Source organism: Staphylococcus sp. GDY8P94P (genome assembly GCF_017892255.1).
Lineage (GTDB): Bacteria > Bacillota > Bacilli > Staphylococcales > Staphylococcaceae > Staphylococcus > Staphylococcus cohnii.
Genome location: NZ_JAESKU010000008.1, coordinates 522,999 through 538,910, shown reverse-complemented (window position 1 = coordinate 538,910; position 15,912 = coordinate 522,999). Strand labels below are relative to the sequence as shown.

14 protein-coding genes and 1 pseudogene are annotated in these 15,912 nt (G+C 30.9%); 10 read left to right on the top strand and 5 right to left on the bottom strand.

The annotated features are described in order from the left end of the window. The first annotated feature begins 96 nt into the window (after positions 1 to 96). The 3 genes from KA926_RS06910 to KA926_RS06900 all read left to right on the top strand — a co-directional run bounded on the left by KA926_RS06910 (position 97) and on the right by KA926_RS06900 (position 3,317). The gene (locus KA926_RS06910; RefSeq protein WP_210143987.1) at positions 97 to 816 is read left to right on the top strand and encodes a transglycosylase family protein; all 720 of its coding nucleotides are present in this window, start codon (positions 97 to 99) and stop codon (positions 814 to 816) included. 572 nt (positions 817 to 1,388) lie between these two features. Next, positions 1,389 to 2,108: a transglycosylase family protein gene (locus tag KA926_RS06905; RefSeq protein ID WP_210143985.1), complete on the top strand. Its 720-nt coding sequence runs from the start codon at positions 1,389 to 1,391 to the stop codon at positions 2,106 to 2,108. Positions 2,109 to 2,477: 369 nt separating this feature from the next. Next, positions 2,478 to 3,317: a YitT family protein gene (locus KA926_RS06900; RefSeq protein WP_019469175.1), complete on the top strand. Its 840-nt coding sequence runs from the start codon at positions 2,478 to 2,480 to the stop codon at positions 3,315 to 3,317. A gap of 351 nt (positions 3,318 to 3,668) precedes the next feature. On the opposite strand, the gene trhO is transcribed toward KA926_RS06900, so the two are convergent. After that, on the bottom strand, positions 3,669 to 4,616 hold the full coding sequence (gene trhO / locus KA926_RS06895; RefSeq protein ID WP_107383478.1) for an oxygen-dependent tRNA uridine(34) hydroxylase TrhO: 948 nt from the start codon (positions 4,614 to 4,616) through the stop codon (positions 3,669 to 3,671). Positions 4,617 to 4,913: 297 nt separating this feature from the next. Further along, positions 4,914 to 5,132 carry a hypothetical protein gene (locus KA926_RS06890; RefSeq protein ID WP_040030347.1) on the bottom strand — a complete coding sequence of 73 codons (219 nt, stop codon included), beginning with the start codon at positions 5,130 to 5,132 and terminating at the stop codon, positions 4,914 to 4,916. A gap of 135 nt (positions 5,133 to 5,267) precedes the next feature. On the opposite strand from KA926_RS06890, the gene KA926_RS06885 reads away from it, so the two are divergent. Next, the gene (locus KA926_RS06885; RefSeq protein WP_210143984.1) at positions 5,268 to 5,738 is read left to right on the top strand and encodes a peptide-methionine (S)-S-oxide reductase; all 471 of its coding nucleotides are present in this window, start codon (positions 5,268 to 5,270) and stop codon (positions 5,736 to 5,738) included. A 100-nt stretch (positions 5,739 to 5,838) separates the two neighbouring features. Here the strand turns inward: KA926_RS06885 and KA926_RS06880 are convergent, their stop codons facing one another. Next, a complete protein-coding gene (locus tag KA926_RS06880; RefSeq protein WP_210143983.1) occupies positions 5,839 to 7,056 on the bottom strand; it encodes a metal-dependent hydrolase family protein in 1,218 nt (405 codons plus the stop codon). Between the two features lie 12 nt (positions 7,057 to 7,068). Continuing rightward, positions 7,069 to 8,247, bottom strand: coding sequence for a hypothetical protein (locus KA926_RS06875; RefSeq protein ID WP_210143981.1), 1,179 nt, complete (start codon positions 8,245 to 8,247; stop codon positions 7,069 to 7,071). 308 nt (positions 8,248 to 8,555) lie between these two features. Here KA926_RS06875 and KA926_RS06870 point away from each other — a divergent pair, with 308 nt between their 5' ends. The 3 genes from KA926_RS06870 to KA926_RS06860 all read left to right on the top strand — a co-directional run bounded on the left by KA926_RS06870 (position 8,556) and on the right by KA926_RS06860 (position 11,152). After that, positions 8,556 to 9,989: a YhgE/Pip domain-containing protein gene (locus tag KA926_RS06870; RefSeq protein ID WP_210143980.1), complete on the top strand. Its 1,434-nt coding sequence runs from the start codon at positions 8,556 to 8,558 to the stop codon at positions 9,987 to 9,989. Positions 9,990 to 10,010: 21 nt separating this feature from the next. After that, on the top strand, positions 10,011 to 10,463 hold the full coding sequence (locus KA926_RS06865) for a MarR family winged helix-turn-helix transcriptional regulator (protein WP_210143978.1): 453 nt from the start codon (positions 10,011 to 10,013) through the stop codon (positions 10,461 to 10,463). 122 nt (positions 10,464 to 10,585) lie between these two features. Continuing rightward, on the top strand, positions 10,586 to 11,152 hold the full coding sequence (locus tag KA926_RS06860) for a DUF4064 domain-containing protein (RefSeq protein WP_019469167.1): 567 nt from the start codon (positions 10,586 to 10,588) through the stop codon (positions 11,150 to 11,152). 49 nt (positions 11,153 to 11,201) lie between these two features. Here KA926_RS06860 and KA926_RS06855 read toward each other — a convergent pair whose 3' ends face one another. Continuing rightward, a complete protein-coding gene (locus KA926_RS06855; protein WP_210143976.1) occupies positions 11,202 to 12,023 on the bottom strand; it encodes an AraC family transcriptional regulator in 822 nt (273 codons plus the stop codon). A 651-nt stretch (positions 12,024 to 12,674) separates the two neighbouring features. Here KA926_RS06855 and KA926_RS06850 point away from each other — a divergent pair. The 3 genes and pseudogenes from KA926_RS06850 to xylB all read left to right on the top strand — a co-directional run bounded on the left by KA926_RS06850 (position 12,675) and on the right by xylB (position 15,875). Beyond that, the gene (locus tag KA926_RS06850) at positions 12,675 to 12,845 is read left to right on the top strand and encodes a hypothetical protein (protein ID WP_157947983.1); all 171 of its coding nucleotides are present in this window, start codon (positions 12,675 to 12,677) and stop codon (positions 12,843 to 12,845) included. A gap of 286 nt (positions 12,846 to 13,131) precedes the next feature. Next, a complete protein-coding gene (locus KA926_RS06845; RefSeq protein WP_210143974.1) occupies positions 13,132 to 14,055 on the top strand; it encodes an AEC family transporter in 924 nt (307 codons plus the stop codon). A 333-nt stretch (positions 14,056 to 14,388) separates the two neighbouring features. Next, positions 14,389 to 15,875 (top strand): annotated as a pseudogene (gene xylB / locus KA926_RS06840) (xylulokinase). The last annotated feature ends 37 nt before the right edge of the window (positions 15,876 to 15,912 follow it).

Sequence of the window (15,912 nt, the reverse complement as noted above, 5' to 3'; positions counted from 1 at the left end):
GTAGGGATTAGCAAATTTGATAAAAGTAATTTTGCAAAACAGAAAACTCAAATTTAAATATTTAAAAGTATAATCTCTTAGGAGGATTTATTAATAATGAAAAAAACAGTATTAGCTTCAACATTAGCAGTAGGACTTGGCGTAACAGGAATTGCAGCAGGAAATTCAGCAGATGCGTCTGAACAAGGTATCGATCAAGCACAATTAGCGCAACAAGCACAAAACAATCCACAACAATTGAATGCTGAGCCAATACATGAAGGTGCTTATAACTATAACTTTAATCAAGATAATTTAAATTATAACTTTGAATCTGATGGCACATATTGGTCATGGAGTTATGGTGAAGGTTCAAACGGATCTAATGATGCATCAGCACAATCAACAAGTGATGCAGGACAACAAGAACAAGCACCACAAACTCAAGAACAAACACAACCACAACAAGCTTCATCAGAACAACCAGCACAAGAACAAGCGCCTCAAACTGAGCAAACACAACAACCACAACAAGAAACAGCTTCATCACAACAATCAACAGATAGTTCTTCAAGTGAAGCATCAAGTGGTTCATCAGTAGAAGTAAACGATCACTTGAAACAAATTGCACAACGTGAATCAGGTGGCGACCTTAAAGCTGTTAACCCATCATCAGGTGCAGCAGGTAAATACCAATTCTTACAAAGCACTTGGGATTCAGTAGCACCAGATGAGTATAAAGGTCAATCACCAACAGAAGCACCAGAATCAGTACAAGACCAAGCAGCAATGGATTTATATGAATCTGAAGGTGCTTCACAGTGGGTAACTGCTTAAGTTATTAAAAGTTTAATTTCAAAACATTAATATATACGCATAAAAAGTATGAGATTTAAAGCTCATTCTTTAATTAAAGGACTAATCCGTGAAGAACATGGATTAGTCCTTTTTATATTGAGAAAAAACATATACTTTCAAAAACAATAGAGATAATTTTAGAAAAAATGAATAGAAAGAATTAAATTGATAGCGAAAAACTATTTAAATAAACAATTAAAAATATAAATTTTACAAAAATTGTCTACTTATTAAATGATAAATCAAATATTACAATACTTGAATAAAAAGTGTTTTTATTACAACACCATTACAATAAAATAGAAAAAATAATGAGCCTTAAGACGATGGTGATAGCATTCTAACGTTATTTGGACAGTGTAATAATAAACTTTTGTGTCATGAGGACGTAAAAAATCTAACTGTTTTTTTAACTTCCCTGTAACCCACAAGTACTTTTTGGATGTTACAGTGGGAACTAGCAAATTTGATAAAAGTAATTTTGCAAAAAACGAAAACACAAATTAAAGCATAAATTTAAAAGTATAATCTCTTGGGAGGATTTATTAATAATGAAAAAAACAGTATTAGCTTCAACATTAGCAGTAGGACTTGGCGTAACAGGAATCGCAGCAGGAAATTCAGCAGATGCGTCTGAACAAGGTATCGATCAAGCACAATTAGCGCAACAAGCACAAAATAATCCACAACAATTGAATGCACAAGCATTACATGAAGGTTCATATAATTATAATTTCAGTCAAAACGGTACAAATTATAATTTTGAATCTGATGGCACAAATTGGTCATGGAGCTATGGTGAAGGTTCAAACGGATCAAGTGAAGCATCAGCACAATCAACAAGTGATGCAGGACAACAAGAACAAGCACCACAAACTCAAGAACAAACACAACCACAACAAGCTTCATCAGAACAACCAGCACAAGAACAAGCACCTCAAACTGAGCAAACACAACAACCACAACAAGAATCAGCTTCATCACAACAATCAACAGATAGTTCTTCAAGTGAAGCATCAAGTGGTTCATCTGTAGATGTAAATGACCACTTGAAACAAATCGCGCAACGTGAATCAGGTGGCGACCTTAAAGCTGTTAACCCATCATCAGGTGCAGCAGGTAAATATCAATTCTTACAAAGTACTTGGGATTCAGTAGCACCAGCTGAATATAAAGGTGTATCTCCAACAGAAGCACCAGAATCAGTACAAGACCAAGCGGCAATGGATTTATATGAATCTGCAGGTGCTTCACAATGGGTTACTGCATAATAAAATAATATTCAATTTTAAAATATTGAATCATCAATCCCTAGGTTCTTTTTATAGAATCTAGGGATTTTTATTTTTTAAAGAAACATGTGTAATGATTAAATAAAGACATAATACAAAATATCTTTTGATAAATTGAAGTAAATATTATATATCAATAAATAATCATAACCCGCCTACGTTGAAAAACTTGCGTATTTTTATTATTATGTCTTCTGTATTAAAAAAATTATAGTTTAAAATTGTAATTCTGAAACTTTTTAGCTATTGCTAAGAAGTTTCTTTTTGTATTGAAAGAAAATGAACGAAGTATAGTTAAGGAAATGGTGTTCAAAAATTTAAATCATTTATAGAGAGGGTGTGAGTTTAATGGAATATAAAATTCATCTAAAAAATATTTGTTTTTGTCTTATAGGTACTTTTTTAATTGCAATAGGTGTTAATTCATTCGTTTTAGCTTCAAATTTAGGAGAAGGCGGCACAGTCGGTGTTTCCTTAAATCTGAAATATACTTTAGGCCTTTCTCCAGCATTGACGACGCTTATTATTAATATCATATTAATTGGTGTAGGATGGAAATATTTAAGTAAAACAACTGCACTTTATACGTTGATTACTGTGGTTGCGAGTTCATTTTTCTTGGGAATTACTGAATCTTTTAATTTGAATTTAGAGTCAGATTTTATCAATACTATTTTTTCTGGAGTGTTAATTGGTATTGGTACAGGCTTTGTTATATCTGCCCGTAGTACGTTGGGTGGTACTTCAGTTATTGCGAAAATCATAAACAAATATAGTGAAATTAAAACGTCACAAGCATTATTTATTCTTGATTCATTGATTGTTTTATCTTTCTTACTTGTCTTACCTATTCAAAATGTACTTTATACAATTGTTATGCTATTTATCGTTGAAAAAAGTATGTCTTTTGTTATAGAAGGATTTAATCCTAAAAAAGCAATTACTATTATTTCAGATTTTAACGCGAACATTAGTAAACAAATTAATGAAGAAACGGGGCGTGGTTCTACACTGTTAAATGGTGTAGGAGGATATCAACAAAAAGAAACGAATGTACTTTACGTCGTCGTCCCTCAAAATCAGTTAGCTAGAATTAAAAAGATTGTAAACCGTCATGATGAAAACGCCTTTTTAGTCATCCATGATGTGCGAGATGTCCTAGGAAATGGATTTATGAAATTACAATAAACATAGATAAGAAAATAATTGCAAATTTACTACAAAAATTTGAAAATACCAGTCATTCATTTATAAAAAAGAGGCTGGTATTTTTTATATTCTCGTTTGTTATAGGAGAAAGTGTGTTTTATTATCAATTTTTAAAATAAGATGCGGGATAAAAAGATGACAATGGTCACTGTGAAAATACTGAACAATGTAGAAAATAACACAGTTTGTGCGCGTAATTCTGGCAAGTTGTGCACCTAATAAAAGAAAAATGGCAATTTCTAAATAAAATTAGAAATTGCCATTTTTTAGTTAGCTTGATACATATTAAAATTATTAAATATTTACACATAATTTCAACGCATATTTGTATTATACAAGTTGTTTAAAATTTTCCAGGCGTTTTGCCTTTTCTTCATCACTAATGTCATGTTTTTTAACATAACGATTACTTTCATGTTCAGCACATTCATGACAACATGCACCTAAATAACGTGCTTCATTTTCTTCAGATACTAAAATTTGACGGTTACATTCAGGGTTTGAACAGTTGATGTAACGTTCACAAGGCGTACCGTCAAACCATTCTTTACCTACAACTGTTTTTTCAACTTGATTGACGTCTACACTGATACGTTCGTCAAATACATACATTTTACCGTCCCAATACTGACCTTTTGTTTCTGGATCTTTTCCGTAAGTGGCGATACCACCTTCAAGCTGGCTTACGTCTTCAAAACCTTCTCTTAGTAGATAACCGGAGAATTTCTCACAGCGAATACCACCAGTACAATAAGTAACGATTTTTTTGTCCATAAATTGATCTTTATTTTCTTTAATCCAGTCTGGTAAATCTCTAAAGCGAGTAATATTAGGTCGTATAGCACCACGGAAATGTCCTAAATCATACTCATAATCATTACGCGCATCGATAACAATTGTGTCGTCGTCAAATAATGCTTCTTTAAACTCTTTAGGTGATAAATAATTACCAGTAAGTTCTTTAGGATTAACATCTTGTTCTAAATCTAATGCCACAATTTCTTTTCTAGGACGAACGTGCATTTTTTTAAATGCGTGACCATCTGCTTCATCAATTTTGAAAGTAATTCCTTTGAATCTTTCATCTGATTGTAATGCATTCATATATTTGTCTGTTGCTTCAACTGTTCCGGAAACAGTACCATTAATACCTTCAGTTGATACTAAGATACGTCCTTTAAGCTCTAAATCTTTACAAAAATCTAAGTGTTCTGTAGCAAATGTTTCGGGGTCTTCAATATTTGTATATTTATAATACAATAGTACTCTGTAATCCATAATTCAATTCTCCTCTAAATTTTTTTCTGTTTATAATAGTTTTATATAAAATTAATAGTTTAATAGTATCGTGCGGCTACAATCCATAATGATATGATGAATGCATATTTGTTATATGCTTTTATAAAAGGACGAAATTCTCCTCACTATATTGTAACAAAAAAGGTACAATATTCAATTTAAAAATTTTGTAAAACTAAATATTGTCAAAATTTTTTTGAAGAATATTAGGTTATTAATAAAAAACATGCTCTTTTCAAGTTTGTTATTATCAATGAAAAGAGCATGTATATAAATTTATTTATTTTTATTTGTAAAGATAAGTGCAACTACTAAACTAATTGTACTGATTGCAAAGACAATATTCATGATCGAAAGTGTTTCTATAATCACTACATCTTTGCCTAATCGTTCAAAAGCATTTTGTTGCATTTCTTTCTCAGAATTAAAATCACTGTCGGTTCTTGAAGGCTTTTCTTCAATATCTTCTAATAATCTTTCTTTAACTTTAGGCATATAATACCTCCTTATTCTCTAATATAAATTTTCCCTATTAACAAAAAATAAATCATAAATATATGAGCATTTGCATCATATGGTTGTGGTGTCTATACTTTTATTAAATAATGTGTTAAATAAGGAGGGGATAGAATGGAAACTGTATATTTAGCAGGAGGTTGTCTCTGGGGTGTTCAGGCATTTGTTAAGACATTACCAGGTGTCATTCAAACAGAAGGTGGTAGGGCAAATGGTATTACGCATACCCTTGATGGAGAATACGACGGCTATGTAGAAGTAATTAAAACAACTTTTGATCCTGAAAAAGTGTCTGTTACTGATTTAATGGGGTATCTTTTTGAAATTATTGACCCTTATAGTGTAAACCAACAGGGCCAAGATATTGGTTTGAAATATAGAACGGGATTATATAGTGAAGACGTAAAACATTTAAAAGAAGCACAAGCATACATAGATGCAATTGAAGACCATCACCTTATTGCCACAGAGGTATTACCATTGACTAATTATGTTAAAAGCGCAGGAACACATCAAGACAGATTATCAAGATTTCCAAATGATTACTGTCATTTACCTAAAGCACTGGTTAATAAATATAAATAATGATAAAGCAAAGTGAATTCAAAATTAAAACCTCGTTGTATATCTTCAATCATTCTGTAGATATACAATGAGGCTTTGTTTTTATAAATAGTAGATAGCATTATCTTTTCACAATTTCACCATCAATACCTACAATTTTAATATTATCAGGGTTTTTTAATATCCCAATACGATCTAATGGATTATCATCTACGATAATAAAGTCAGCTTTTTTGTCTGTTTCAATTGTGCCTATTTCATTGTCATAACCTAGACATTCTGCTGCAGTTTTAGTTGATGCTACTATAGCTTGCATTGGTGTCATACCATGTTCAACCATTAACTCTAATTCACGTAAGTTGGTACCGTGTTTAAAGACACCAGCATCTGTACCCATGGCGATTTTTACACCTGCGTTTACAGCTTTAGTAAAACTTGTTGTATGTGCCTCTAAAACTTCTTTTGACTTTTCAACAGAACCTTCAGACATACCAAGTTCATCTGCAAATTCAATAACTGAAACAGGTGCTAGTAAAGTCGGTACGAGAAAGGTACCTTGTGCCTTCATTTTTTCTATTGCTTCATCATCTAGGTAAATGCCATGCTCTATAGAATGAATACCTGCTGCGATACAATTTTTAACACCTTGTAGGCCTTGTGCATGTGCCATAACTTTTCTATTACCTCTGAATTGTGCTTCTTCAACCATAACTTTAAGTTCTTCAATAGAAAATTGTGTGAAGTCTGGATGATCTGTTGGACTTGTTACACCTCCGGTTGCATGAACTTTGATTACATCTGCACCAGCACGTAACATCTCTCTTACTTTTTTACGTACTTCTTCAACGCCATCACAAATTCCTGTAGGTAAACCTGGATAATCTTCAATAAAACTTGGCATAGTTATACCAGATTTCGTTAATTTATCACCATGGCCACCAGTAATCGTTAATGCATTGACACTAATTTGCATGCGTGGTCCGAGTATCAAACCATTTTGTACAGCTTCTTTAATCCCTTGGTCAGCACCAAGTGCATCACGCACGGTAGTGATACCGCAATTTACTGTACGTTTAAGATGATCTATAGCGCGATAGAATGTATAAGAAAATGGCGTAGCTAATTTATCTGTCAATGGTCTCATTTCTTCCATGATATGAACATGGCTATCTATCATGCCCGGTAATAAATATTTATCGGTACCTTCGATGATTTCATGATTTTCATGGTTTAAATTCTGTCCAATAGTCTTAAATCGATGATCTTGAATAATCACATCAACGTTTTGTTGTATAGCGCTACCAGTACCATCTATAAGGTTTATATTTTTTATAAGCATTTAAAATTCCTCCTAATTAATAAAATTCATAATAATACCTGTTAAAATCACGGAAGCTACCGTAACGGAAGTAAATCCACCTATCAACATAGGACTAAGTAATTCTTTGAAAAGTGCATCATGTTCTTTTTTGTTTTTGGTTAAACTACGACTCACTTCTTCACATAGCATGTAATCTCCAGGAAAACCATACAATGCAGTTAACGCAACTGGAAGTGCCTTTGTATAACGCCAACCAATCAATTTTGCAGCAACTGCTCCTCCGATTAAAATACCTATTGTACCTATTAATAAAATAAGTAAGATAGCTGGTAGGTGATGCCATAAATCTTGTGGTGTGATATCTCCCATAGAACCGATGACAATCAGCATGATAATAACAAGAATTAAAGTGAACGACTTGTTTTTTTCTAATTCTGCTTGTTCAAATAATCCTAGTTTTAGCCCGACAATCCCAAAGAATAAACTGATAAGTGTAAAATGAATTGGGGTCACTTCTCCAATTAAAAAAGCTAAACTAGCTAATACAAACATAATAAATAGTCTTAAAGTATTATTTTGTAAAATAGGATATTTATCATGTAAAGTATGTGTTGTTGATGTTCGAGTCGTTGATGCTTCTTCACGGGTATCAGTTTGTAAATTTTTAGATTCTTGTTGCAAAAAGTGTTTACCGTAACGTTTCATGATTACTGAACTTAATGGTAACCCGATAACACCTTGTAGACCTTGCACAAGTGCTGGTAAAACAATTAAATAACTTAAATCTAAATCCTTTAACTTATCAATTGTAATTAGCAATGCAACAATACCACCTGAGATAGGACCAACACCAGAAGCGGCGATACGAAAATCATAAACTAAAGATACGATGATTAAAATCATAGTCGTTGAACCTATAATGCCGAAAAGTGAAATAATCACTGCCTTCCACTGTGTTTTTAACGTTGATAAAGGCATCATCGTTCCCATATGCATAATGGCAGGTGCTATAGCTAGCGCACCTAGTGAAGGTAAAATAGCTGAATCAAGAATATTTTCAGGAAATATACCTGCCCATTTAAGTAATAAAAAACTGACCATTGCAGTCAAAAGCATTGGTACGCGTGCTTTTGTCAATGTTGAAATAACTTCCCCCAAAGCAATTAAAGCAAATAAAGCAGTTGCTGAAATAATAGGTTCACTCCACATGATAATTTCCCTCCCTAATTTAAAGTGATAGTAAGTATCATAGCATTAATAAAGGATAAAATTAACAGTAAATACAGAATTTTCAGAATATATTTTTGTTCTAAATCACCATGAATTTTTTTGGGAAATTGGTTTGACATTTAAATTTAAGGAGCGTATTATATAAAAGGTACACGGGGTGTACTGAAGTAATTTCACCCTTATAAATAGTTGGTCATGCGTGTTAAGCTAAGGCAAATATTTTTGTTTTAGTCTTTTTTTAACTTATAGTACATGGGATGTACAATTAAAGGAAGGTAGTTGGAAAAATGTTGAATGAATTTAAATTTATATTTAAAAATAAAATGTTAGTGGTATCTTTGATTGCAATATCACTTATTTCATTGCTATACGTGGCTTTGTTCGTTGGTTCAATGTGGGATCCATACGATAAGACAGAAAATCTAAAAATATCTGTTGTAAACCACGATGAAAAAGCAACGCTTAATAATAAAAATATTACTATTGGCGATGATTTAGTAGATAAATTAAAAGATAATGATAAGTTTGATTTTCAAGTCGTTTCTGAAAAAGAAGCGAATAAACAATTGAATAGAGGTGAAAGTGTAGGAACTATTATTGTTCCCAAAAATGCCTCATCAAATGCAACGACAATTTTAGATGAAAACCCTAAAAAAATAAATCTTGAAACTAAGGTAAATCCTGGTTCTAGTTATACTGGTAGTCAATCTGCAAACTCAGCTATTAATACAGTGACTGAATCTATAAAAGATAATATAAGATCTAACTATTTGAGTGAATTATTCGCTAGTGCTAAAAAATCACAATCAGGTTATCAAGATACATCAGAAGCATTAGGACAAATGTCTGATGCAGAAACAGAACTCATTGATGGTAATCAACAAGTGACAGATGGTATTCAGCAAATGGCACCAATGGTAGGTCAACCAGCTCAAAAATTATTATCAGGAAATCAACAGGTAACAGATGGACTGAAAGAACTTCAAGCAAATAACGATGAGTTAAAATCAAAAATTGATGATGCAGTTAGTCAACAAAATAATGTATCATTTGAATCCGAAAATGAAAAAGCACTCAATGATGTTACAAAAGTAAAAGAAAATAATCCGACGAATGCTGATGAATATGGTGCAACGATTGTTCCTTATATGGCAAGTGTAAGTTTGTTTGTTGGCGCATTATCGTTTAGTGCTATTTATCCATTGAGAAAAACGATTGATAAATCTACAACTTCAATGAGACAAGCTTTAGGGAAATTTGCATTATATATCGTTCAAGGTGCGTTGTCTGCATTATTTATGAGCAGTTGGGTATTATTTGTGTTTAACATGTCAGTTGGTAATGTTTGGAAATTTATATTAGTAGGATTGTTATGGGCTATTGCAGCAATTACAATCACATCGTTCCTAACATTATTCTTAGATAGAATAGGACTATTTATATCAATGATTCTTTTAATCTTACAATTAAGTGCAAGTGAAGGTATGTTCCCAATAGAACTTTCTGCAACGTTCTATAGATGGATACATCCATTTTCACCAATGTCTTACGCTATTCAAGGATACAGAGAAGCGATATTTACTAATGCAGGTCACTTTGACTTTGGATTTGTTGTAGCTTTACTTATCGGTATCATAGTCGTAATGATGATTTTACAATATTTAGTTCTACTATGGTTTAATAAGCGTGATAAGTTACCACTTTCTATCGAATTTAAGTAATTTATAAAGGGGGATAAGATTATGAATGATGTAGATGCATCGATTGAAAAAGCGATAACCAAATTTCAAATAATGATGTTGTATTTAAACAAAGAAATTATTGAAATGGTGAACGAATCGTCTCTCACAAACTTACTTTCAAGAGAACAAATTGAAGCGATGAGAATTATTCAAACAAAAGGTCAAGTTACGATTAATGAGTTGGCTGGGCTGCAAAATATATTTAAAACAGCTGCTTCAAAAAGAATAGGTAAACTTGAAGAAATGGGCTATGTTCAAAGAGCATACTCAAATAATAAAAGAATAAAATTAGTTCAATTAAGCTTAGAAGGTGAAACATTTTTAAAGCAAGCGACTGCTGCAATGACAGAATCAGTAAAAAATCGCTTAGGTGACCAATTTTCACTTGAAGAAATAGAAGATTTTGTAAATCAATTGGAACGAATAGATGAAGCTTTTAGAAAAAGTAAATAATTACCTAGGAAATTAAATGTGTTATACATGGACTTGTAGCAACAGGATGCGTATACTAAATGATATAATTCTAAACAGATCTTAACTAAAAAACATAAATTTTTGATTAGGGGTGACACATAATGAAAAGAACAGCTGAACGTATACTTGCCTGGATTGGTATTGGTATACAACTACTAGGTGTAATTGTACTTGCGATATTCTTACCATTAGTTGGAAATGGTGACAATAAAAATGCAATGATACAAGCAATGATGGAAGACGATAGTTCGATCACATATGAAAATGGAGAAGCGGTTATTAATATGTTAAGTGGATTGGTAACTGCAGGTCTTATATTATCTATTGTGCTACTTATAGTAGCAATCATCGGTGCAGTGTTAATTGGTAAAAAAGCAAAAGCTGCTGGTATTCTGTTAATCATTGTTGGTGTTATTTCATTAATTGGTAATTGGATTACCGCAATATTGTGGTTAGTAGCAGGTATTATGTTACTTGTGAGAAAGCCACAAAAAGCAATTTATAGTAGAGATGAAGAAGATGATGCAAATCCCTATATCAAAGATGGATCACAAGTAAATGAACATAATAACTCATTTGTATTATCCGAAGATCAAAAAGAGAACGAACAACAAAAAATCAAAGAAAATTATTCCGATGATGATGAGGATAATAAATATAAATATTAATTCGTAATCCAAGTTTGCCTTTGATAGGTAAACTTGGATTTTTTGTATTTTATTCAGATTTAATCGTATCCAAAATTAATTGGAGCTGGTTATATAATTGATGTGGTTCTATCTTTGTATTTGTACTTTTAGAATAATGTTGTTTTATAAAATCTTTAGGTGTCATTTGCATCACATTTTTGAAATCTCTCAAATAAGTATTGTATGAACGGAACCCATAGTCTACCCAAATTGATTCACTATTGCCATTTGTTAATAACTCTCTAGATAAACTATAGATTTTAACTTTTTTAATGTATTTGATTAACGAAATATTCATTTTTTTTGAAAATTCCCTAGACAAATAACTACTATTTACGTAAAAATTTTTGGCAATTAAATTAAGCGTTAATGGTTGTTTGTAATGTTGGTTAATATATTCTACAACATTTTTAATTAATTTATTTGAGTAAGTCAACTGTCCATATATATTTGCTTGAGATGAATTGAGGTAATTGATTAATTTAATAACACCGATGTCTCCATTAAATGAATTGTTTTCTAAAATATTTTTTAAAGTTGTAATATAGGTTTCAGTAATCAATTTATTTAATTTATATTTTTCTAGAAGGTTTTCCTGATTTATTAAGGTGAATCGATGATAACTTAAATTATTTACTGAAATACAAGCAAGCATACCTTCTCGATGAATAATGAGGTTTTCTTCAAAATCATATACTACAAATACATCTCCTCGATGAAATATAAAATTTGATTTTACTTTTTGGAAATGAATCATACCTGAAATGACTAAATATATATTAGAAAAGTTAGGTGTATTTAAATGTTCTAATTTATCACCTTCATCATAAATGATTTGGTTATAATTCATTAAACCCCTCCTTTCCTTAAATGCTAGCTAGTAAAATAGGCAATGATTTATAGTAAAATGAGAATCAGATTAAGTATTAAGGTCTTAAGAGCGTACACAATAAATTCGTTCAAGAAATGTAGATATACTTAAATTTAATTTCATTTATTTAAATAGTACTCTTTTTAAAATTAATAAGTCAATTAATGTTGCGTAATTATAATAAAATAAAATTCTAAAACTAAAAAAATGGATAATTTTTGCATCTGTTTATAATATATTCTATTATGGTGCACTAAAATAGTAATAAATTCGAACAATTCGTGAAAATATTGAAGTATTAAATAATTGAAAATATGTTCAGCATTTCATTATGGCAATTAATTTGGTAATTATCGTTATGATTTAGCAATATAGTTAAGTCTTTTAGCTTTTATTAAAGATGTAATATGAGCAACTAAATAACATTTCTGACAGATAAGCGACCAAAAAGTAGAATGTCGAACACGAATTGGTGTTATATCAAGTGGAAAATGAATAGAGATAATTATTAAACTAAATTAAAATATAATAAAATAGGTTGTTCTATTGAGGAAGGTAACAAAAACATGTAAATTGATAGTAAAGGTTAATTTAGACATTAAATTGAAATGAACGAATGAGGTGAGCTAAATGATGATGATGATTGGTATACTTACACCGTTATTAGTTGTTGGTTTTATAGTTATGTCAATTTTGGAAGAAAAAAAACGAAACAAAAGAAAGCAAGAAAATAATAGCGATGAACAAAAGCAGATTAATAATACTACTAATAGCGATGAAGACAACCGAAAAGACGAATGATATATTATTTTATTGTTATAAATCCCTTTTAAATAATAAAGTAAATCCATTAAATGATGTGCAAATTAAAATAGTGTAATCTTAGTAAAATTTAGAATTTTTATTGATACGATATAGGAGTTGAAATAAGAAATTGATTTCTAATTTATCAATTTTTATTTCACTCCTAATTTTTATATTTTTAAAGTATACAAACAACATAGTTTTAAAAATCAGATATCTAAATTCAGCTAAATACAAATGAATATGTCTAGTGTTAAAGTTTCTTACGAGGGAGTGTTCTAGGATGAGTGAAATGGTTTATATATTACAGAGTGTGTTATTACCTATTTTTATAATGATAGCATTGGGATTTATCTTACAGAAAAAGTTCACTCTAGATTTAAAGACTTTAGCTAAATTAAATATCTATGTGTTTGTTCCAGGATTTATTTTTGTAAAATTTTATAAAACAAATTTTGAACTACGTTTATTATTGTATATAGTAGTGTTTTTCATAATATACATCATTTTTTTATATATAGTGGGTAAAGTTTTAACTTTAGTAAACAAAAGAGGTAAGGGCGAGGCTACAACGCTAACCAATAGTGTATTATTTTTTAATTCTGGAAACTATGGTGTGCCAGTCAATGATCTAGTGTTCAAGGGTGATCCATTAGCGATGTCAGTACAAGTCATCGTTTTATCATTACAAAATATTTTCACTTTTTCATATGGTATTTTCGCAATACAATCTGCACAAATTGGAAAATTGAAAGCGATGTTAGGTTATTTTAAAATGCCAGTATTATACGCTTTGCTGTTTGCAATTATATTAAATTATACTAATATCACTATACCAGAATTTATTTGGACGCCAGCTAACTATGTAGCGGATGCGATGATTGCAATTGCTTTAATTATGTTAGGCGCACAAATTGCCAATATAAACTTTACTTTCAAGTGGTCATTATCATATGTTTTTATATTTGTACGCTTAGTGATTGGACCAGTCATCGCATTAATAATTATAAAAATCATGGGTATTGAAGGCGTTATTGCGCAAACTTTGTTTATCGCTTCAGCAATGCCGACGTCAGTAAATAGTTCTGTGATTGCTCAAGAGTATGACAATCACCCAGAACTTGCAGCAGAGCTTGTCTTTTTATCTACTTTATTAAGTTCAATTACTGTGGTGGTTGTTATTTACGCTTCTAAATTACTATTTTAGAAATTTAAAAGGTTACATCCATTATCATTACTTATACTTTTATGCACTGAGAAAAAATATCTCAGTGCTTTTTTGTTTTAGTTGTAATAAATTTGTATGAACTTAAAAATAGCTAATGCATTTTAAAACATTGAAAACAGTATCATTACATATCTCAACATAAAATGTTATATCATTCATTGTTGTTACTTGTTTGATGTATGACAATTGAACTGAAAATATTTTCTTTATAAATACAATTTTTATTTTTAAATATATTGTGCTATAAATATAACGTGAATGACATTGAAAATAAATAGATAAAAAATAACTATAAATTAAAGGATGGTATATGTGAAAGAGATTGTATTAGGCATAGATATCGGTACAAGTTCTGTTAAAGCCATTGCTATTAATAAAAAAGGTGACGTTTTAGATGTTACTAGTGAACCAATTCATGTTATTAATCAACAAACAGGTTTTAGTGAACAAAATCCAGAAGATTGGTATGAAGCCTCTAAAGATTGTATAAAGTACTTATTGAATTCGGAAAAGTTACTGGTATGAAGGTTAAAGGTATATCATTCTCTGGTCAAATGCATAGTTTAGTGTTACTTGACCATCAATTTCAACCACTAAGAAATGCCATTTTATGGAATGATACAAGATCCACATTTCAGTGTGAACAAATAAAACAACAATTTGGTGAATATGTCATGGATAACCCTGTTTTAGAGGGCTTTACGTTAACGAAGTTGTTATGGGTTAAAGAAAATGAACCGTTGATTTGGTCCAAAGCAAATGTCTTTTTACTGCCTAAAGATTATGTGAGATTTAAATTCACAGATACGATAAATATGGAATATTCTGACGGATCAAGCACATTGTTAATGGATATAGCAAATAAGTGTTGGAATAAAAATATTTGTGACTATTATGGTGTATACCAACTTTGTCCAAAATTAATTGAATCACAAGATTTTGTAGGGTACCTTAATACTTCAATTGCAGAGGAATTAGGTTTAGATAAAAATGTTGCAGTATATGCTGGGGGCGGAGACAATGCCTGTGGCGCATTAGGAGCAGGCGTTATTAGTGAGGGAGATACACTATGTAGTATTGGTACTTCTGGTGTCATATTAACGTGTGATTCTGAGAATACAGGGACTTATGGTCACAATATACATCACTTTAATCATGTGCTCCCTCAAAAATCTTATGCAATGGGTGTCATATTAGCTGCAGGCGATAGTTTAAAATGGTTTCAAAAAAACATTACGCCAAGCTTAACTTATAGTCAAATTTTGGATGAAGCTAAACAATCTTCTCTAGGGAGTAGTGGTTTAATATATGCACCATATTTATCGGGAGAACGTACACCCCATGGTGATAGTCAAATTAGAGGAAGTTTTATTGGCTTAAGTCATATGCATAATAATAAAGATATGGCTCGTGCTGTGATTGAAGGCATCACTTTTGCATTATATGAATCTATCTATTATTTACGTAAAAATGATAAAAAAATTAAAGAAATGATTTCTATCGGTGGTGGGGCTAAAAGTGATTTTTGGCTTCAGTTACAAGCAGATATCTTTAACGCTAGAGTATATAAATTAAAGCATGAAGAAGGACCAAGTATGGGTGCAGCGATGATAGCAGCAAAAGGTGTAGGGTGGTTTAATGATGTCGCTGAAATGGTTCGACAATTTATTCAATATGATAAAGTATTTGAACCTAGTGCAGAACGTCATATGCAATATATGAAATATTTTGCAATATACCAAAAAATTTACGATGAGACTAAAGAAATAACAAAGGAATTATTAAAAATCTCTCACTAAAATAATGATATAGCAACAATCATGCATGATTGGTCAT